Source organism: Gemmiger formicilis, from assembly GCF_018784445.1.
Taxonomy (GTDB): Bacteria; Bacillota; Clostridia; order Oscillospirales; family Ruminococcaceae; genus Gemmiger.
In genome coordinates, this window is the sequence record NZ_WQOH01000092.1 from 1 (window position 1) to 18,137 (window position 18,137).

19 protein-coding genes are annotated in these 18,137 nt (G+C 44.0%); 2 read left to right on the top strand and 17 right to left on the bottom strand.

Annotated features, from left to right (window positions below):
* Positions 1 to 641: 641 nt before the first annotated feature.
* Together GPK89_RS15055 and GPK89_RS15060 are read right to left on the bottom strand one after the other, a co-directional pair.
* Positions 642 to 881: a helix-turn-helix domain-containing protein gene (locus GPK89_RS15055; protein ID WP_055227224.1), complete on the bottom strand. Its 240-nt coding sequence runs from the start codon at positions 879 to 881 to the stop codon at positions 642 to 644.
* Positions 878 to 1,300 (bottom strand): sigma factor-like helix-turn-helix DNA-binding protein, encoded by a 423-nt coding sequence (locus GPK89_RS15060; RefSeq protein WP_082424893.1) that lies wholly within the window; start codon positions 1,298 to 1,300, stop codon positions 878 to 880. The genes GPK89_RS15055 and GPK89_RS15060 overlap by 4 nt, the downstream gene beginning before the upstream one ends.
* A gap of 149 nt (positions 1,301 to 1,449) precedes the next feature.
* Between GPK89_RS15060 and GPK89_RS15065 the strand changes: the two genes are divergently transcribed.
* On the top strand, positions 1,450 to 1,803 hold the full coding sequence (locus tag GPK89_RS15065) for a hypothetical protein (protein ID WP_147335461.1): 354 nt from the start codon (positions 1,450 to 1,452) through the stop codon (positions 1,801 to 1,803).
* Between the two features lie 67 nt (positions 1,804 to 1,870).
* On the opposite strand, the gene GPK89_RS15070 is transcribed toward GPK89_RS15065, so the two are convergent.
* The 5 genes from GPK89_RS15070 to GPK89_RS15090 form a co-directional block, all read right to left on the bottom strand.
* Positions 1,871 to 4,213, bottom strand: a complete 2,343-nt coding sequence (locus tag GPK89_RS15070; RefSeq protein WP_055227221.1) for an ABC transporter permease — start codon at positions 4,211 to 4,213, stop codon at positions 1,871 to 1,873.
* Entirely contained in the window at positions 4,197 to 4,892 is a 696-nt protein-coding gene (locus GPK89_RS15075) for an ABC transporter ATP-binding protein (protein WP_055227219.1), read from the bottom strand. Before GPK89_RS15075 ends, GPK89_RS15070 begins: the two co-directional genes overlap by 17 nt.
* Positions 4,893 to 4,954: 62 nt before the next feature.
* Positions 4,955 to 6,184, bottom strand: a complete 1,230-nt coding sequence (locus GPK89_RS15080; protein WP_055227217.1) for a sensor histidine kinase — start codon at positions 6,182 to 6,184, stop codon at positions 4,955 to 4,957.
* 2 nt (positions 6,185 to 6,186) lie between these two features.
* On the bottom strand, positions 6,187 to 6,879 hold the full coding sequence (locus tag GPK89_RS15085; protein ID WP_055227215.1) for a response regulator transcription factor: 693 nt from the start codon (positions 6,877 to 6,879) through the stop codon (positions 6,187 to 6,189).
* Positions 6,872 to 7,051, bottom strand: coding sequence for a helix-turn-helix domain-containing protein (locus tag GPK89_RS15090; protein ID WP_055227213.1), 180 nt, complete (start codon positions 7,049 to 7,051; stop codon positions 6,872 to 6,874). Before GPK89_RS15090 ends, GPK89_RS15085 begins: the two co-directional genes overlap by 8 nt.
* Before the next feature lie 161 nt (positions 7,052 to 7,212).
* Here GPK89_RS15090 and GPK89_RS15095 point away from each other — a divergent pair, with 161 nt between their 5' ends.
* A complete protein-coding gene (locus tag GPK89_RS15095; protein ID WP_055227211.1) occupies positions 7,213 to 7,569 on the top strand; it encodes a helix-turn-helix transcriptional regulator in 357 nt (118 codons plus the stop codon).
* 80 nt (positions 7,570 to 7,649) lie between these two features.
* On the opposite strand, the gene GPK89_RS15100 is transcribed toward GPK89_RS15095, so the two are convergent.
* The 10 genes from GPK89_RS15100 to mobT all read right to left on the bottom strand — a co-directional run bounded on the left by GPK89_RS15100 (position 7,650) and on the right by mobT (position 18,099).
* Complete coding sequence (locus GPK89_RS15100) at positions 7,650 to 8,558, bottom strand: conjugal transfer protein (RefSeq protein WP_215694394.1); 909 nt, start codon at positions 8,556 to 8,558, stop codon at positions 7,650 to 7,652.
* 16 nt (positions 8,559 to 8,574) lie between these two features.
* Positions 8,575 to 9,579, bottom strand: a complete 1,005-nt coding sequence (locus tag GPK89_RS15105) for a lysozyme family protein (protein ID WP_055227208.1) — start codon at positions 9,577 to 9,579, stop codon at positions 8,575 to 8,577.
* A complete protein-coding gene (locus tag GPK89_RS15110; RefSeq protein ID WP_235812373.1) occupies positions 9,576 to 11,876 on the bottom strand; it encodes a CD3337/EF1877 family mobilome membrane protein in 2,301 nt (766 codons plus the stop codon). The genes GPK89_RS15105 and GPK89_RS15110 overlap by 4 nt, the downstream gene beginning before the upstream one ends.
* Positions 11,877 to 11,950: 74 nt before the next feature.
* Complete coding sequence (locus tag GPK89_RS15115; protein WP_055227204.1) at positions 11,951 to 14,401, bottom strand: ATP-binding protein; 2,451 nt, start codon at positions 14,399 to 14,401, stop codon at positions 11,951 to 11,953.
* The gene (locus GPK89_RS15120; protein ID WP_055227202.1) at positions 14,385 to 14,777 is read right to left on the bottom strand and encodes a conjugal transfer protein; all 393 of its coding nucleotides are present in this window, start codon (positions 14,775 to 14,777) and stop codon (positions 14,385 to 14,387) included. The genes GPK89_RS15115 and GPK89_RS15120 overlap by 17 nt, the downstream gene beginning before the upstream one ends.
* Before the next feature lie 93 nt (positions 14,778 to 14,870).
* Complete coding sequence (locus GPK89_RS15125) at positions 14,871 to 15,359, bottom strand: antirestriction protein ArdA (RefSeq protein WP_055227448.1); 489 nt, start codon at positions 15,357 to 15,359, stop codon at positions 14,871 to 14,873.
* A 25-nt stretch (positions 15,360 to 15,384) separates the two neighbouring features.
* On the bottom strand, positions 15,385 to 15,879 hold the full coding sequence (locus GPK89_RS15130) for an antirestriction protein ArdA (RefSeq protein ID WP_055227446.1): 495 nt from the start codon (positions 15,877 to 15,879) through the stop codon (positions 15,385 to 15,387).
* 73 nt (positions 15,880 to 15,952) lie between these two features.
* Positions 15,953 to 16,459: a superinfection exclusion B family protein gene (locus GPK89_RS15135; RefSeq protein WP_011861920.1), complete on the bottom strand. Its 507-nt coding sequence runs from the start codon at positions 16,457 to 16,459 to the stop codon at positions 15,953 to 15,955.
* Positions 16,460 to 16,644: 185 nt separating this feature from the next.
* Complete coding sequence (locus GPK89_RS15140; protein ID WP_002570387.1) at positions 16,645 to 16,866, bottom strand: hypothetical protein; 222 nt, start codon at positions 16,864 to 16,866, stop codon at positions 16,645 to 16,647.
* A 51-nt stretch (positions 16,867 to 16,917) separates the two neighbouring features.
* The gene (mobT, locus tag GPK89_RS15145) at positions 16,918 to 18,099 is read right to left on the bottom strand and encodes a MobT family relaxase (RefSeq protein WP_430750613.1); all 1,182 of its coding nucleotides are present in this window, start codon (positions 18,097 to 18,099) and stop codon (positions 16,918 to 16,920) included.
* Positions 18,100 to 18,137 lie beyond the last annotated feature (38 nt).

The following is an 18,137-nucleotide window of genomic DNA, read 5'->3' on the forward strand; positions in this document are numbered from 1 at the left end:
TGCTATACCAATTTTCACCACCTTAAAATTTCTCTCGAAAATTTTGTTTTGGGGCTTGACTTTTAATAGTTAGTCTTTCCATAGACCAGATATGGAACCCTCAATATCTGTCTATATTATATCAGATTTTATGGCAAAAGTAATATTAAGATTGTATTTCCTGCAAATAGTTATTTGATTTTGAATGAAAAATTATAATTCAAAATAGTATATAAGCAAGCCGAACAGCTTTCGCTAAAGCTCATGGGAATCTCACCCCTGCATGGTTCTCATCCAGCCGTACCCTTTGTCAGCGGTGCTACATCATCACACAGACTAAGGCTGTACGGAAGTATCATTATCACGATAGAAAGGTCATGGCGGCAGCTTTTGCGGTAAGCTGCTTATGGAACGCTGGCAGGAATCGCTATCCGGTTTCATCCCTCCTTTGGTGGGTCACGGCGTGCCAGCCCAACGGCTCTCTTTCTATCGAAACGTATTCGGCTGCTTTATGCTGCGTTGATTAGACGCTTTCTTTTTCAAGGAACAATCCGGCTTTGTCAGCCTGTTAAAGTGCACTGGTGATAATGCACTTTAATAGACTGGCAAGCTCTGTCTGGGAAGCATGGGCTTGTCCATGCTTCCACAGGAGAGCGTTATTTTTAGTTTGGTTCCCTGATTTCAAAAGATAAAATCTTTGCAATCAGACGTGCTTCCATCCGGCGGCGTAGGGTTTCATCTACAACCATGTGGGTATTCCCATATTCGTCTTTCATGGGACGCATGGAACGGCTGGCAATAAAACCGCTGTAATGGCGTACAATCTGGTTGACTGCTTCAATATCGCCGTCCGCAGCCCTTACAATCACAGGAAACGGAATCATAGGGTGCTTTGCTGTCATGCTTCGTCCTCCATAAATTTTTTGATAAATTTCAGTCCGGCGTGTCTTCTTCTCTGAATGGTAGAACGGTTGACTTCCAGAATTTTTGAAATTTCCGTATCGTCAAATCCAAGAAAATAATATCTCAGGATAACGTCACGTTTCTTTCCATCCAGATTTTCTAATGCTTCTGCTAATAGGCTGTTTTCAATGCGGACAGTAAATCCATCCATTTCAAAAGTATGGAAATGGGAGGGATAGGTGTCTTCGGAAGAAAACAGATTGACGGTGTAATTGTCCATATCACAGAACAGGGTTTCCCGTTTACACTGTCTGGACAACGCTTTGAAATAGTCTTTGCGTTCATCGTCCATAGCGACTTTACAGATATAATCAAACTGGTTCTCTATGGTTGTCTGAAATTCAGATGGCTTCATCATTGCTCACCCCCTTTCCAGCCTTGAAAGGGAGCGAGTTGATAGGAATTTCTGCTTCTTTCCCCCTTTTCGCTCTTAGTCCCGACAGGACAGGGGGCACAGTTGCATTTTTGAATAAAAAAATACACCCATTTTAAAATAAAAATGAGTGCATGAGAAATAACAGTAGAATAAATATGACTTGTCAGTTCATATTCAAAGTTGGACTTCCACAGTGGAGGAGCTATACTTTTTTTAATGAATGTAGCCTATGTACGTTATATAGCAGCAAAGAAATCCCCATAGCGGCAATCCTCCTAAATGCCGCTATTTATATTCTGCGTCATTGTTGGTTCAGTAATAGACAAAAAGAAGCGGCGGCTCTAAAAATCAAAGCCACCGCTTCAAAAGCACGTGAAAATCTGTCTGCGTTACGACGGCTTTTTTTCTTTTGCCGTCGTCCGGCAGATAACAAACAAATATTATGTTTTGATTTATTTTATCAATATCAACTTACTTTAAGATGAATTTTAGCTTACGGATTTGTAAGATAGAAAAAGAGGGGGCACTTTTGAAATTCCCCCTCTCAAAAGATTATTGTGCACTAATATTTTCGACGATAGACATTCGCTGTAACCGTTTTGCAGGTCCTTTAACTGCCAAAAGAGAAGTCAACAGTACAATAGCGATTATGAGTATAAGGGGAATAAACGGAACACTCCATGCTGTTCCCCAAATATTTGTTATAAGACTTACATAGATAACCCAGTGCATAGGAAGTCCAATGATACAACCCCAAATCACTCCGCTTATTGCGTAGGTTCCTGCTTCTGCGATTATCATTTTTATAAGTTGGCGATTGCTCATTCCAATCGCTCGCATACTTCCGTATTCTTTCATTTTTGCGGCAACTCCCAGATTGATTGTATTCATAATATGGAAAATGGTAATCGCAACGATAATAGATAGGAAGCCGTAAACAAGAACTGCAAAAGTATAATACAGATTTCTTTGCTGCTGCACTTGAGAAAGGCTGTCTGAAAATATTACGCCACCATTAGTAAATATGTTTTTAATTGCGTTTACATCTTCACTGGAAGCGTTGTTCTCAAATTGAATGTCGATAATAGTATAGCCAGTTTCTCCGGTCAGTGCGCTAAAGGTTGCTTCCGAACAGAAAAAGGTTTCCGTACCCTTTACACGGGCTAAGGGGCTATCAGACAAAATTCCTGCAACCGTAACAGTTTTTTTCGTATTATTGATAGATAAAGTTATCTTGTCGCCAACTTGTACATTAACATTTCCCGTCTGTACGAATAGCACTTGATTTTCTTGCTGCATAACTGTTTCTATGGAACCTGCTACCAAAGAGTCCGCCGCCCATTGAAATTGATTTTCCTCATAGGAAATAAGATTTGCATTGTAGCTTTTTCCACTATTTTCTGATGGAACATCATAAGCAAACATACGCCCGTATGCCCGCTTGACATCATCATTTTTCTTAATCTGTGCTAACATTTCGCTCTCAATCGAACAAGTATTAGTTTCACTTGCTATGGATAATTCCGGCGTATAAACCGGGGGCACAAAAGCATTTTGCATAAAATCAACAAGTGTACTGAACGTGAGAAACAATGTAATACAGATAGCAAATGCCCCTGTCATTAAAATGTAATTTCTTTTCTTTGCTTTTGCGTGATGAATACCCAATGCGGTTTCAATTTTAAATGTCTTTGTGTTAGCTGCTTTGTGAAATGTAGCTATTTGTCCAGCATTTCCTGATACAGCGGTAAGCGGAGAAACTTTTGCGGCTCTTCTTGCCGGAGAACGAGCAGCCAGTAAAACGGTCAGCAATCCTAACAAAATACTTGCAACTATACTTATCCAACTAATACCCCAAATCGGCATTGAAGAAAACCATTCTGGACTTATTACCCGCATGGCGGCAGACAAAATCCAAACAATCACAATGGAGAATATAATTCCAATGGGAATAGCCGTTTTACACCAATACAGCCCCTCTAAACATACAAATCGCATTATTTGTCTTTTGGTTGCCCCCAGACACCGGAGCATACCAAAAAATTCTGTTCTCTCTGCGACATTGCTGTTTAGACTGCTTGAAATCATCAAAATGCAAGTCAGCATGACAATAAGGGAAAGAATAAAGGCTACTTGATAAATCTGATTTACACCTGATTTCCCCTCTATTTGCCCTTGTATGCTCAAAAGAGGTGTATTTCCGGTTATCTGTTCATCAGTCAGATGATTGGCTGCTTTTATATCATTGATTGCGTCCGGTATATTACATAAATGTGAAAACTGGGCGACATAACTTTCATTCGCGTTAGAAACAGCAAGCGTTCCTAAGCCCTCTGGTGTCATTACTACAATCGGCAAATTCTCAGCAATCAAGTGTGAAGTTTTTGTATCGTCTAAAAAGCCAACTATCTGATAATCTGCCACACTTCCGTTCAGATTATACAATTCAACTGTATCATTCAACAAAACAGAGGCAGTATCTTTAAGTGAAGAAGATATTGCAATCTCGTTTGGCGCGTCTGGATATTTTCCCTCTGCAATCCCGTTCAGAAATATATCTTCAAAAACCCCTTTATCTTGCGCGCTGATAGTAATAGGCTGTTCTTTAATAAAATATCCTGCTTCGGAAGAAACTGTATTATGCCACCCGGAAATTTTTACCTCTGGACGAGCTGAAATAAAGGAAGCTGTCTGCGAATTAATAGCATGAAACGCATAATGCCAGTTTCCGCTTTTCTCTATTTCGTGTTGCGTAACACCCTGTAAATACATATCGGCAAGACCAAACATGACAGCAACCAAAATAACCGCAAGAGTAATACAAATACGGGTCATTCTACTTTGCTTGCGGTGGATTTTGGTTGATATAGGGACAAGTTTAAGATAATGCTTCATTTGCTGTCCCCCCTAAGTCTGTAAGAATACCGTCGCTCACACGAAACACCCTGTCAACCGAAGATGTTAAATTATTATTGTGCGTTATCATCAAAATTGTTTGTTTAAAATGTCTTGACGCACTGATAAGCATATCAATAACGTCTTGACTATTTTTACTGTCGAGATTTCCCGTCGGTTCATCGGCTAAAATTAGTTTTGGCTGTGTTATCAAAGCTCTCCCAATCGCTACTCGTTGTTGCTGTCCTCCGGATAATTGTCTCGGTAAATGATAGCGGCGTTCTGCCAATCCAAGTAAATTGAGGATTTCGTTTACTTTTTTAGGGTCTGGCTTTTGATAATCTAACAGTAGAGGGAAAATAATATTTTGTTCTACATTCAGCTCAGACACAAGCTGGAAAGACTGAAAAATAAATCCTATGTTGCGTCGTCTGTAAATTGTCCGTTTTTCTTCTTTCATAGAAAACAGATTTTGCCCGTCAATAAAAATAGAACCCGAAGTCGGCGTATCTAAAGCACCGATGCAGTTAAGCAAAGTACTTTTTCCAGAACCAGATTCACCTACAACAGCAGCAAATTCCCCTTTTTCAAGTGAGAAAGACACATTTTTTAAAGCATTTACTTTTGCTTCGCCTTTCCCGTAAGTTTTACATAAATTTTCAACTTTTAAAATTTCCATAAATCATAGACCTCCTTTCTTAAAGGATAACAGGAACAGCTTACAATCCGGTGAATTTCACCTTACGATTTCGTAAGGAAAGAAACTGAAAAAGTAGTACCTTCATGTAAAACACTTTGAACAGAAATGAGCCCCTCTTGTCCCTCTATAATAGATTTTGCAAGAGGAAGTCCTAATCCAATTCCCGGAGTGTTGAGGGAATATTTACTGCGATAAAAGCGTTTGAAAATATGGTGTATATCTTCCGGGGCAATTCCACTTCCATTATCAGAAACTAAAATTCGTATCATAGTTGGTGTACTTTCCCAAGTAATCTTTACTATTCCTCCTATTTCTGTATGGTCTAACGCGTTCTTTACAAGGTTTCCAATCGCTTCACTTGTCCAATCCATATCACACATAATAACTTGATTAGATGTTCCATTTACAATAATCTGTTTTTTTTCTTGTGTAGCTCTTATTGTAAGTTCACTGATAGCGTTTTTAACTAATTCCTGTATAAGACAGGTACGCTTGTCAAAAAGAATATTTCCAGTATCTAAACGTGCGATTTTAAGCATAGACAAAATAAGCTGTTCTATTCGTTTTAAGGCGGTTCCGGTTTTTTGCGAAAATTTTTTTACTGTTTCAGTATTATCCGGTTCCGCTTCTATAATTTCTTGATACATCATCAAAGCTGCTAATGGAGTTTTCAGTTGATGTGAAATATCTGAAATTGTGCTTTTCAAAAATTCTTTTGTTTTATGTTCTGTTTCACTTTTGGCTTTAAGCATAGTTGCAAGCTGTTCAACAGATGCAAATAAATGAAAAAGGTCTCCCTCACTGTCTTGCGGTAAATGACAAGAATAGTCATTGTTAATATAGTTATCTATAATTTTTCCAGACTGTCGATATAGATTATTTCTAATTTGTAGGAAAGAAATAACCCCAATGACAAGAATTATCACTAGACAAATTCCCCCTCCTAATGCTATACGCAAAAAGTGATATTGAAACTGGGAAAAATGTGGCAACAAGCTACCAAACGTATTTGTGGTAATTCCCAAATTATCTAAAAATTCCATTCCCGCGGTACTTATATCTGTGGAAGAAATAGCATTGGCAATTACTTCTTTTGAAACCTCCTGTTCCAACAAGGCAGATACAATAGCTCTATCATGTTCCAGATACATAGACTTTGCTGTATTTAATTGATTTATAGAAAACCATGTAGAAACTCCCACAAGTAAAATACTGTATATAGCAATAAAAAGAGAAAAATGTTTTATTTGCTTGTCACGAAAAATATTCATACTTACACCTCTTTCCACTGATAACCAAAGCCGCGAATGGTTATTAAGCGCTGCGGGTGGGAAGCGTCAGTTTCCACTTTTTCGCGAAGCCGCCGGATATAAACCGATAAGGTGTTATCGTCAACAAAATTTCCTGTACCGTCCCATAAATCATTTAGAATAATATCTCTGGAAACAATGCGATTTGCATTTCGTACTAACAGACAAAGCAGACGGTATTCTGCGTTTGTCAGTTCTAGTATTTTATTGTTCAAAATTACGCGGCAACTTAAAAAGTCAATCGAAATGTCCCCGCATTTCAATACACTTGCCTTGTCCTGCGGTGTTACTCCTGCACGTCGTAACAAGGCACGAATACGGGAACATAGTTCCCCCAACTTAAAGGGCTTTGTAACATAATCGTCCCCGCCGCAATCCAAGCCACGAATAATATTGACTTCTTCATCAGAAGCAGTCAAAAAGATAATCGGTATCTGTTTGTTATGTTTCCGCACATTTTCGCAAACCTCAAAGCCTGTTCCGTCCGGCAGTGTCACATCAAGAATAAGCAAATCGTATTTTTCGATTTGTGCTAATTGCTTTTCTGCTTCTTCAACAGTACGGGCAATATCAACGTAGAAACCATTTTTCTTTAGAGAGTAATGCAACCCGTCTATTAAGCTAATATCATCTTCTAAAAGTAATAAGTTACTCATGCTTAAACTCCTTTCTCCTTGCGTCAACAGGTTTTTCTGCATCCTTTGGTATCAACCACATATAACCGATTTTTGAAACTCCCGGTATTCTATCTTCCTTACAAAGAATCTGTACTCGTCGTTCAGAAATGCCCCATTTTTTAGCTGCTTCGGGGCAAGACATATATTCCATAACAGTCCCAGTCCTTTCTATAAACTATATTATCATAATTATAGTCGGACATACGAATAATAGCAAGTGCAAACATATGAATTATTATGGCTACAAATAGGAACTGTATAGACGTATTCAGTATGAAAGAGGAACAGTAGAATGTATATGGGTGAATAAATATGGCAAAAAGACCAACAGCTAAATATGACTTTAAGGCTTTCGGACAAGCTATCAAAGCAGCGAGAACCGAACGAAAAGAGAGCCGCAAGAAAGTAAGTGATGAAATGTATATCTCACCACGTTATCTTGCTAATATTGAGAATAAAGGGCAACAGCCGAGTTTACAAATTTTTTATGAGCTTGTAACACGTTATGATATATCCGTAGACCAATTCTTTTTTCCGAATAAATCCGCGGAAAAAGATACACAACGCAGACAACTTGATACATTGCTTGATAGTATGAGTGAGAAAGGAATACGGGTAGTCACCGCCACAGCAAAAGAGATAGCCGAAGTCGAAGCAGAGGACAGGTGAATGTCCAGAACAGAATTTTAAAATGAGAAGACACATTGTAATTTTTTGAGAAATACAATGTGTCTTCTGTTTTATATAGCTTATTTCACAATCTTCCAGTTTTCCCCGTTCTTTTCCAGTACAAGGTTAAACTGTGATACCTGTGTTGTCATGGTCTGGTTATCCAGATATTTTACTGCAATGGAAGCTGTCACCTGATTTCCGTTTCGGTTATAAACCGGATTTACCAGTTCCGAGAAAATATACTCTTTTCCCACAGTTTTCAGCACACCCTCATTTACATAATAGGTCAGTTCCTTTGCGGTTGCCGTAGGGTACAGCTTGAAAAAGGTGGTGAGAAATTCGTTGATTTCCTCTGTGGTGATGGAATCCACCGTACCGTCACTTTGTACCGCTTTGGGAGTGTAACCGGATTTTACGGGAACACTGGTAATGGTTGGATTCTGGATAATCGTCAGGTTTCCAGAGCCGTCCACATAGACTGTCACCTGATAGGCGGAACGGACGGTTTTACTGGATTCCCCCTCTGTGATACGCTGTTCCACCGTATAGGTCACTTGATAATGCTGCTCCTTTTCTTCTGTGATTTCCCATATCTGAAAATCGGTCAGGGCAGACGATACGGGGATGTCCTTTCGGACAGTATCTACATTCAGGGCTTGCAGCTCTCCGGTGAGATACCCTTTTAAAGCGTTTGTCCGGTTGTCAATGGAAGCGGCGGACTGTTCCCATGAATAGTAGACTTCTGCGAAATTCTCCACAAAATTCTCTATCTTGTGAGTGTCGAGGATTTGTTCCTCAATCACTTTCGTTTCATGGACAGTGTGAATGTCTATCGCCGTGAAATTCTTATAGACGGCAAACAGGAAGCTCATTGCCAGCAGCACCCACAGGGCAATCACGGTTTTCTTATGGGTATTGACTTTGTAGACTTTCAGTTTCTTTTCTTTCTGCTTTTTCTGGTTTTCCTCTTTTCTAATCTGAATCATATCGGTTCATCCTTTCTTATTGTTTGATTCGTCCGGCTCCGGCAAGGTGCTGTTGCCAGTAGGAGCCTGTCAGGTCTGCGTAACCAATGGGATTTCCGGCATGGTACATCCGGTTATTTCCCACATACAGCCCCACATGGGTGATGTAGGTTCCAGCATTGTAGGTGGAATGGAAAAAGACCAAATCCCCTGCTTTTGCTTCGGACAGGGGGATATGCTGCGTCACATTGTACTGTTCCTGTGCTGTCCGTGGCAGGGTGATTCCTGCCTTGCCATAGCACCACTGCACCAGTCCCGAACAGTCAAAGGAAGTGGAGGGGGAATCGCCCCCGTACACATACGTCCAGCCCTCATACTTTAAGGCTTCCTCCATGATAGCCTGTACCGTTTCATCATCAAACTGTGCCACGGTCAGGTATTGCGATACCAAGAGGACATAGAACATATTTCCATAGGAATACCGCCAGCCCCCGTTTTTCTCTACGGCAACAGGGTTGGTGTAGGTGACTTTCTTTCCGCCGGATTTGTCCCTTGCAAAGCTCTCTGCCAGTTCAAAGGTGTATTTTTTCCCACGTCCTGCCACATAGTCTAGGAAACCGCCGCCATAGTTGTAGGACTGAACCACACTGTTTAAGTCACAGCCCTTTGCTTCTGCCGCTGCGAGCAGTTCCGAGAAATATTTGCAGCCCTGTTTGATGGATTCCTCTGTACTAAGGGAGTTCGGGGGAAGCCCCAGAGATTCCGAGGACTGCATAACGTCTTCCAGCGTGCCGCCGGATTCCACCTGAATGATGGCGAGCAGCACATTTAAGTATTCCTCTATGCCATATTCCCTTGCATACTTTTCCAGCATAGGCTTATGGGCGAGGACTTCCTGTGATACGCTCACGCCCCCATAGATAAGGTTTCCGCCGCTTCCTCCGTCTTCCTCATCCGAGAAGACAATCACCACCAAAAGGAGCAGGGAGAACATCATCACGAACACGCCGGAACAGGCAAAGAAAAGGTGTCTTAACTTCATGGCTTCTCCCCTTTCTTCTGTTTGGACGCCGCTGTTACTGTTTTTGTCCACTCCTTTCTGGCGGTGGTACGCCGGATGGTAAAGTTGGATTCTTTTACCGCAGGGGCAGCCCGTTTTCTTTCCGGTATCACAGGAGCCGTATCATTCTGGACAGGTCTTGTCGGAGGGGGAGCAGCAGGTGTAGTAGTTGTCTTTTGTCTTTCATCTGGTTTGTCTGGGGAAGCCGGAGGGTCTATCTGGCGTTCTGTCCTTACAGGCGGCGTCTGTTCATGGTGGATGGAAGCCGCTTTTACCACCGGAACCGAAGACCGTTCTGCCACAGTTCCCCCATAAGAAACCTGTCCCCGTTCCCTGATGGATGGGGAAGTTGGCTGTATAGCTGGCTTTCCTGTATGAGAGGTATCTGCATGATGTCGGAAATCTTCCGGCTGCTTTGCAGTAACAGGGCGTTCATGGACAGGAGCCGCCCCTTTGGGTACTTCGGAAGCTGTCTTTTGCGGCTGTTTTGCCTGTTCCAGTTCCGCCATGCGTTCTGCAATGGTCTGTCTGCGGCTTTCTGCCTGTGCGTTCCGCTGTTCGGTTCTGGCAGTTCGGGTCTGGGTCACGCTGGAAGTAAAATCCCGTACTCCCTCTGATACCTGTGTTTTCCTGTGGTAAAGAGCGTACTTTGCATTGACAGGCAAATCCTTTGCCTGCTCCCGAAGCTGTCCGGCAGTATCGGCTATCTTATCTTTGGTATCTGCCACCGCACCTACCGCAGAACCAGCCCGTTTCCATGCGGATTCCTTTTCCGGTGCTGCCTGCCCATCTGGTCTGCTGTGGTCTGCCTGTGTCCGTTTGGAAGAACCGGAGCTGGAAGCAGTTCTCTGGTCTGAGCCAGCCTGTTTTCCTGCGTGGTAGGCAGCCGTACCAGCCCCAAGAGCCGCCACAGAACGTCCTAACTTATGCTGTAAACGGTGCATATGGGCGTGCATGAGCATACGGGGTCTTCGCATGATACGGCTCCCCATGCTTTGGGAATCCCCACTTTGTAAGGAGAACATCCCCATCAAATCCCCCAGCTTGAAATAAATTCCGGCAAAGGTCACTATCTGCAAGAACGCCGTTAGGAAGAACGGATATTCCCCAGACAGGTTGTAGAGCATGGTGGAAATGCTGAACGCTACCGTGATAATCAGGGTGATTCCGGCTCTGGTAAGGATGGTATTGAACAGTTTTGTAATGGCACGTTTGGACATCCCCTCAAAAGAGGGAACCATGCTGAGGAGGAAGCTCACAGGCAGGAACATGGCGTAGATGATAAAAAGCACCTGTGAAAAAATCATTATCCCCGTGAGTAGGAATACAAAAACGGAGATACCGATATTGAACATAAACAGGAAGAATACGGTTCCCAAGCGGTTGATGGTTTTTGTGATGGTAAGGTTGGTGTTTTCCCTGTCTTCGATTTCCTCCACCACGATTTCTTCCCTGTCCTGCCCGTTGTTTTCGTCTGGGCTGGTTGAGAGCAGGCGTTCCACGCGGTCAGCCCCAAGGTTTTCCACATCCGAGTTGCCGTATTGCAGCAGGAGCCACGGCTGCTTGACCTGTATGGAAAACAGGCTGTCCCGTATCAAATCTACGCTGTCTTTTCCTTGACTTTCCGAGTTCGGCAGCACAATCTTTGTGCCAAGGGTCAGGCTGGCATTGCTGATGTCTGCGGAAAATTCATTGATTTTCCCGATATAATCAGGAGCATAAGCGATAAAGGCAGCGGACAGCACGAACACCACCACGAAATTCACAACGGCATGGATGGCTTTTGTGGTTTCCCGTTTGATAAGCCCTGTGTAGGCAACGTAAATCCCCACCACCAGAATGAGAATCAGCAGGAACCCGATATAAAATCCCTCCGAGGACAAGCCGCCTGTGGTAACGCCTGCAAGGGTCTGCATATTTTTCCCAATGGAATCCGCCGTAGAGGAAATGAAGTCCAGCGAGTAGGCTTCCTGAATCAGATACCCCGTGGCGTTGGAAAGGTACAGGCTGATTGTCCAGATAAAATTTGTGATGGCATACAGCCCGTACATCACCTGTTTTCCGATACCGTCCAGCCAGTTCCACGGGAGCCAGTCCCATCCGCTGTCCACATAAAAATCAAGCTGGTAGTTGTCCAGAGGATATTTGCTGTATTCGTTGGCAGCGTCCACCGTATCATCCACCAGTCCGGCAGCATGGGCGGCTGTGCCGAAGACTGCCAGCAGCAGGAGGATGAGCAGGAGTGCCAGAAGCACCCTGCCAATCACTTTTCCTGCCATCTTCCAAGACAATCTCTTTTTTGCGTGATGGGGAACAGGGAGTTGCTGCCCGTTGGAAGTTCTATGTATCACCATCATTCCACCTCTTTTCTCACGGGCGGTCTGGTATCAAAGGCATGGAACAGGTCTTCAAAGATAGGATGGAACTGTATCACTCCTACACGCCCGTACAAATCACTGATAAGGCACTGTCCGTTTTCCAAGTCACGGAGCCGCTTCTGGTTGTTTTCATCTTCGGAATCTACCCCGAAAAAGGCGAGGGTCTTCTTGATTTCGTTGATGTCCGTGGAACGGAACGCAAACTTCAAGCCCAGATTGTTTTTCAGCTTTTCATCCAGCAAATCGTCCGTGTTCTGGGTGACAAAGTAAACGCCTGCGTTCATGGCACGTCCGGCACGAACCAGCTTCATAGAGAGGGTCTTGCCCTGTGCTACCTGTAAGAAGCTCCATGCTTCGTCCAAATCCACAATCTTAAACACGCTGCGGTCGGTGTGGATGAAGTCGAGGGCAAAGGTGCTGATTACAATGAGCATTGCCACGGAAAGCAGCTCCATTGTGGTGTATTCTTCAAATGAGGTTTCCTTATCCGGCAGCACCAAATCCGCTACCTGAATGATATTGAGCTGCTTTTCAAGGCTGATGGACTGTGTGACATCCCCATCCGAAAAGAGCAGGTGTGCAAAGTCATAGTCCGTAAAGGATTCGATATGGTCGGCTATGCTGGTGCTGATGGTGGTTCCCTCCGCCCGAAGTTCCTCAATCACTTTGAAAAGTCCCCGTTCCTCACTGTTTGTCACCGCACGAATGGCTTTCCGAAGAACAGGGAACTTTTCCCCGTCACGGCTGGAAATGCCCGTTAAAAAGGTCAGGATGTCGATTGCCAGTGATTCGGAATCCTTTGGGTTCTCCATAATCACATACGGGTCGAGTAAGCCCCTGTTCTGTTCCTCCGAAGTCAGGTTTACGATATTGATTTCATGGGCGATTTCCGGCAGGGTTTCTTTCCAGCGTCCCCGTTCCGCTTTCGGGTCAACAATGAGTGCCTGTGCCCCAAACAATACGGAATAATAGACTATCATGTTGTTGCTGAATGATTTTCCGCCGCCGAGGGAGCCGACAAAAGCGGCAGCAAGGGCGTTGGTGACGGAGCCTTTTACCCCTTGACTGGCAAGGGCAGGCTTTAAGTACACATTTCTTCCTGTATCAAGGCTGTACCCAATATAAATACCCTCCGGTTCCCCCAACATCTGGGTTGCCCCAAATCCAAGACCAGCGAGGAAGTCGCTGGTGACATACTGGATGTAATCGTTCAGATACCGTTTGCTGGCAGGGAGAAATTCCCCATGCAGCCCCAGCATATCCCCAAAGGGGCGAACCAGCTTCACGTTCAAATCATCATAAAAATCTTTCACCTCATTGCAGCGGCGTTTCAGTTCCTCCAAGTCGGGAGCCGTCACACGCACTACATAGGACAGTTTGTACATGGATTCCTTGCTCTGGTCTAAGGTGGATTCCAGTTCATTTACGCTGTCTAAAGCGTCCACCACGTTTGTACTGGTTTCACTGTCATTCTGCCATGCGTGGTTGTCCAAATCTTTCAGCTCTTTTTTCTTGTTCCGTACCGTGGAGAGGGCTTTCCGGTTTGTGACAATCTCCACATTCATAGAGGTATCAATGGGAAAGGTAAATTGCTGCTGCTGATAGTAAAAGATTTCCGAGGATGGAAAGTCCAGTTCCCCCACAATGCTGTTGATGGTAAAGTAGGCGGCATAAACTGTCCCGTCTTCCTGTTCGATTTTCAGATACCGCTGGTTTTCCTCTATCAGACAACGGGTGGGTTTGATGAGGTCATAGTATTTCACCAGCGTTTCCTCCTGAAACCGCTTCTTCGGCAGGTAATACTCATAATCTTCGTAGGCGGTTCCGGTCTGCCCGTATAAATGCTCAATCAGATAGCCAAAATCGTCCTTATCAAGCCGCCGGACTTTAAAGCGGCGTGAGATTTTATTTTCCAGCAGTTTTTCCATCTTCTGAAACCGCCAGATTTCCTCATTGCTCATGGAAACAAAATCCCCCATGAGCTTGTGGTTGACTTCATGGAGGAAGTCGGAAACAGCGGTCTTTGCTTCCCTGCGAAACTGCTTCATGGTGACTTCCTGCTCATTGACAAGCAGCTTAAAGCCGATAAAAAAACGGTAGTCCACCTGATTTTCCCCTATCATGGAAATGAGGGCTTCGGTCTGTGCGTCAATCTTTGCACAGGCAACGTCCTTTAGCTTGCCTGTCACTTCCTGTTTGGAGCGTTCCTGTGCCGCCCGTATGCTGGATTCCGTGCTGATTTGCAGGGCGTGAATCTTCCCGTCCCTGTTCTGGGCGATAAGCTGCCGGAATGAATCGTGTACCTGATACTTCTGTTCAGGGCTTAAAAAGGAATAGTTGTAGGGAAGCAGTTCATAGTAAGCGAAGCACTCCCCGTCATGGTTGAACACAAGGTTATTTTCGATATACTTAATCGGATATGCCATAAATATCACTCCTTACTGCCGTGATGGGCTGTGCCGGATATTCCTTTTCCAGCTTCACGGGCTTTCCTGCATAGGTCAGTTTCGGGCGTACCAGATATGCCAGTACGGATTTCAGGAAGCCATAAGGCTTTTTCCCGTCAAAGGTTTTCTGGCACATGAACCAAGTGAGGGCAGAGGGTACGCCGAAGTATTTCAAAAATGCCCCGTCAATGAACGAAAGGGGAGGGAGGTTCCCTAAGAGTATCACTGCAAACACCGATACCACGAACCACGCCATCTGCGTAAATGTGATGGGGAATGGCAGCTTAAAATCATTGATGGAATAGAGTACCTTTTCCACCGACCAGATACTGGTATAGCTTCGTATTTTCTTCATGTTGTCCGTCCTTTCTAAAAGATGGGGGCAGCAAACGAGCTGCCCCTGAATCAAAAAATCCGCCTGTATTTCCTGAAAGAGATACAGACGGGTCTACCGTAAGATTTCATATACGCCGTGGTTTGTGACAACAAAGGTTCCCTCCAATTCCATGTCACGCCCATAGGCGGCGTAGTCGATATAGTTTTGTAAGTGTGCCGGAAGTTCGCCAAGCTGTCCGCTTTCTTCCAGATAGCAGCGAGCCACATCCGCCATATCATCACAGCCGGAATGGCAGATAATATCGTCTTCATGCTCACAGAGTTCTTCGATACTGCCAAAGTAGGATTGCAGCTCTGATAGTTCCTCCTGAATGTACTCCGGTAAGTCCTCCACCATTTCACACAGGCGGTTGACTTCTTCAATGGGGGTATATTCGTCAATCTCAAAGGGCAGCTCATAATCATGGATGGCGTATTCCTCATATTCATCATTCAAACCGATACGTTCCTTGACTTCCTCAAAGTCCACAGGCGGCGTGAACCATGCCCCGACCAGTTCGCCCTCATTGTATTTTCCTAAGTTGGCAATGTAAATCCGCATTTCCTCCAAGTTCTTCTACCTCCTTTTAGCGGTAATAAAAGATACCATTGTCCGTAAACAGGTAGTTTTCGCTGGTTTCCAGTTCCCGACCAATGGCAGCGTAGTCGATATGGTTCAACAGGTCTGGATGTACTTCTCCAAATAGCTGTACCTCCTGCACCAGATAACGGGCGAGGGATTCCCCGTCCTGCACCGGATAGCAGCGTATCTGGTCTTTGTGGTCGATAAATTCCGTAAAGCTGGGAAACCACCGCTTTTGTACCACATCCATTTCATAATAGAGGGGCGTTCCCTGCATTTCCTGTACCATCCGGCAAAGGGCGTTGATTTCCCAGAGCCTTGTGTTGCCCTCCAATGGAAAGGGCAGCTCATAGTCTTCAATTTCGATTTCTTCCTCACTCTGAACCCCAAGACGTTCCCTGATTTCTTCAAAATCCACAGGGCAGGAAAACCATGCCCCAGGATATTCCTCAAAATCTTCATGGTAAAACCGTGTGGTGTTCAGGATGTAGATTCTCATTTCCTCAATCAGTATCACGTCCTTTCTTAGAACAAAAAATGGCAACTAACTTTGTTTGTCAGTTGCCATTTTTCTAATAAAATATTCGCTTTAATTCTTCATCACTATTGATTTTTTTAATTACCCAAGGTTGTAAAAAATAATTGATTTGTGGGTCTAACATACTTACTAAATGAGTTTGTCCGGCAGGGGTTAATATTTGTAAATGTTGAAGTTCTATTACTAATCCATTGTTCATGGGTAATGGCAGGGTGTGAGTTGGTTCACGTAAAAACTCCCGAATGATTGTCACCTGTTCTGGTGTCATATTTTTCAAATATTTAATCTGAGCAGTTCCTAATCTCTTAGAAGCATACTTGTCATAAAAGAAATGAAAAATTTTAGATAGTAATAAAACGATTAGTAAAGCTGTGGAAATCACAAAAACAATGCCTATTGTAAAACCATATTTTTCTCGAAAATTTATAATATAAAACTTTTGGGCTAACTTTTGAGGCAATAATAATAATGTACCACTGGCAATAGATAAAGCTCCTAAAATGTTCGGTGGTAATTTCAAAAAATCAATAAAATCCTTCATACATTTCCTCCACTTTCAATTACTATTAAAGAAATTATACCACCATTCTTAGTTTATCTCAATTATCATACACTATCATATTACATCTTCTTTCTTTTGGGGAGTTACGCTCCCCAAGCCCCTAGTGGACTTCCGCCATGAAGCAATCAGAGCTTGCTCCATAACGGAAGTGTAAAATGGGTTTCCTATGCACCGATAATCTTATTGAACAGTTCCAGTAAGATGTCCTTTACACCGTCCGCATTGAAGACCAGACCGACCGCTACGAGGGAAACTACTAAAAAGCCGATAAGTTTGGAAAATTCCCTCTTAAATCCGAGGTACAGTCCAATCACCACGATTGCCAGCAGCACAAGGGACTGGGCGTTGGATAAAAACCAGTTGTAAAGATTCTGTCCGAAATTCATAAAAGCTCCTTTCTTTCCTGTAAGATTTCTTAGGTTCTAAAATTGCCGCCGTTAAAGCACCACCTCATTTGCAGCGGCGGCTTGCTGCTTCAGGATTTTTTCATGCTTCTCCGTCAGCCTTGCATGGGTGATGATGTCATGGACAATCTGGGTGTGGTTCATCTTATCCAGACGGAGAGCCAGCTTTAACGTGGGGGCTACCTGATGGGAGAGCCAGTGCAGGGTGCGTTCAAAGGAATAGGGTTCCGGTTTGGTTGTCAGTTTCAGGCTTCCCCTGTGTTCCCCCATAAACCACGCCCATTCCTCATTGATACGCCAGTCAGAACGGGGCTTCGTATCGTCCCTGTCCACGAACCGGACATAGCGGTTGATGATTTGAAACGCTGTCCGTTCTGGATTGTCATGTTCTAACAGATCACGGATGGCGTAAAAGGCACGCTCATTTTTCAGCCGGATTTCAAAGCGGTTCTTTACCTCTGCGTCCGCAATGGGAATATCGTGCTTTTTGTACTGCTCATAGTCTTTTTCATAAATGCAGAAGTACACCTCACTTTGGAGGGAGCCGATATACAGGGTGTTCCCCATACATTCTTTTTCCCCACTCCGTACCAGTTCGCCGCTGCGGTAGCTTTTGAAGCTGCGGAAGACCGAGATACATTCCTCATTCCGGCACTTCTCTGTCAGATGGGGAATGTTCAGGATTCCTGTTTTGTCATTGATGGCAAGGTCAAGCCGCTTCATCACGCCGTCCTCCATGAGAACGTCCATAAAAAACTCATACCAGCTCCGTTCCTGTGCCAGCAGATAGCTTTCAAACTGGCGGCAGCCACGCCCTTTCAGTTCCAGCAGCACCCCTTTTTCCAGCTCCGGCGATACTAGAACGAAAATATCCCCCAGATAGTAATGCTCTGTGTAAGAGTAGAAGCCGTAGTCTTCATGGATAAAGTAGGGGAGTTTTAACCGCAGCACGTCTTCCACGATATGCTTCACATCCGTAGTAGGAAAGCGAATCCGAACATAGTCAAAGAGCATTTCAAGGGGATTGTCTGGATTGAAGCGTTCCAGAGCTTCTGAGATGGCTTCCTGTAATGCTTCGGATGGGTGAGCCTTGCTCGTTTCAATATCGCTCAGGTACGGACGGGTGATTCCGGCAGCTAACGCAAGTTTCTGTTGTGAGATACCGTAAACTTCCCGTTTTTCTTTGATGTCCTGTACCCATGTTTCTTCATTCAGTGAAAATCCCTCCTGTCTAAAAAAGCGTATGTCAACTT

Bases quoted from the DNA above. Each gene is read 5' to 3' on its own strand.
- GPK89_RS15120 (WP_055227202.1), bottom strand. From the start codon at position 14,777: ATGAAGAAAATACGAAGCTATACCAGTATCTGGTCGGTGGAAAAGGTA.
- GPK89_RS15055 (WP_055227224.1), bottom strand. From the start codon at position 881: ATGACAGCAAAGCACCCTATGATTCCGTTTCCTGTGATTGTAAGGGCT.
- GPK89_RS15140 (WP_002570387.1), bottom strand. From the start codon at position 16,866: ATGAATTTCGGACAGAATCTTTACAACTGGTTTTTATCCAACGCCCAG.
- GPK89_RS15085 (WP_055227215.1), bottom strand. From the start codon at position 6,879: ATGAGTAACTTATTACTTTTAGAAGATGATATTAGCTTAATAGACGGG.
- GPK89_RS15110 (WP_235812373.1), bottom strand. From the start codon at position 11,876: ATGGCAGGAAAAGTGATTGGCAGGGTGCTTCTGGCACTCCTGCTCATC.
- GPK89_RS15100 (WP_215694394.1), bottom strand. From the start codon at position 8,558: ATGATTCAGATTAGAAAAGAGGAAAACCAGAAAAAGCAGAAAGAAAAG.
- GPK89_RS15065 (WP_147335461.1), top strand. From the start codon at position 1,450: ATGAGAAATAACAGTAGAATAAATATGACTTGTCAGTTCATATTCAAA.
- GPK89_RS15095 (WP_055227211.1), top strand. From the start codon at position 7,213: ATGGCAAAAAGACCAACAGCTAAATATGACTTTAAGGCTTTCGGACAA.
- GPK89_RS15075 (WP_055227219.1), bottom strand. From the start codon at position 4,892: ATGGAAATTTTAAAAGTTGAAAATTTATGTAAAACTTACGGGAAAGGC.
- GPK89_RS15060 (WP_082424893.1), bottom strand. From the start codon at position 1,300: ATGATGAAGCCATCTGAATTTCAGACAACCATAGAGAACCAGTTTGAT.
- GPK89_RS15090 (WP_055227213.1), bottom strand. From the start codon at position 7,051: ATGGAATATATGTCTTGCCCCGAAGCAGCTAAAAAATGGGGCATTTCT.
- GPK89_RS15115 (WP_055227204.1), bottom strand. From the start codon at position 14,401: ATGGCATATCCGATTAAGTATATCGAAAATAACCTTGTGTTCAACCAT.
- GPK89_RS15105 (WP_055227208.1), bottom strand. From the start codon at position 9,579: ATGAAGTTAAGACACCTTTTCTTTGCCTGTTCCGGCGTGTTCGTGATG.
- GPK89_RS15125 (WP_055227448.1), bottom strand. From the start codon at position 15,359: ATGCGGATTTACATTGCCAACTTAGGAAAATACAATGAGGGCGAACTG.
- GPK89_RS15135 (WP_011861920.1), bottom strand. From the start codon at position 16,459: ATGAAGGATTTTATTGATTTTTTGAAATTACCACCGAACATTTTAGGA.
- GPK89_RS15080 (WP_055227217.1), bottom strand. From the start codon at position 6,184: ATGAATATTTTTCGTGACAAGCAAATAAAACATTTTTCTCTTTTTATT.
- GPK89_RS15070 (WP_055227221.1), bottom strand. From the start codon at position 4,213: ATGAAGCATTATCTTAAACTTGTCCCTATATCAACCAAAATCCACCGC.
- GPK89_RS15130 (WP_055227446.1), bottom strand. From the start codon at position 15,879: ATGAGAATCTACATCCTGAACACCACACGGTTTTACCATGAAGATTTT.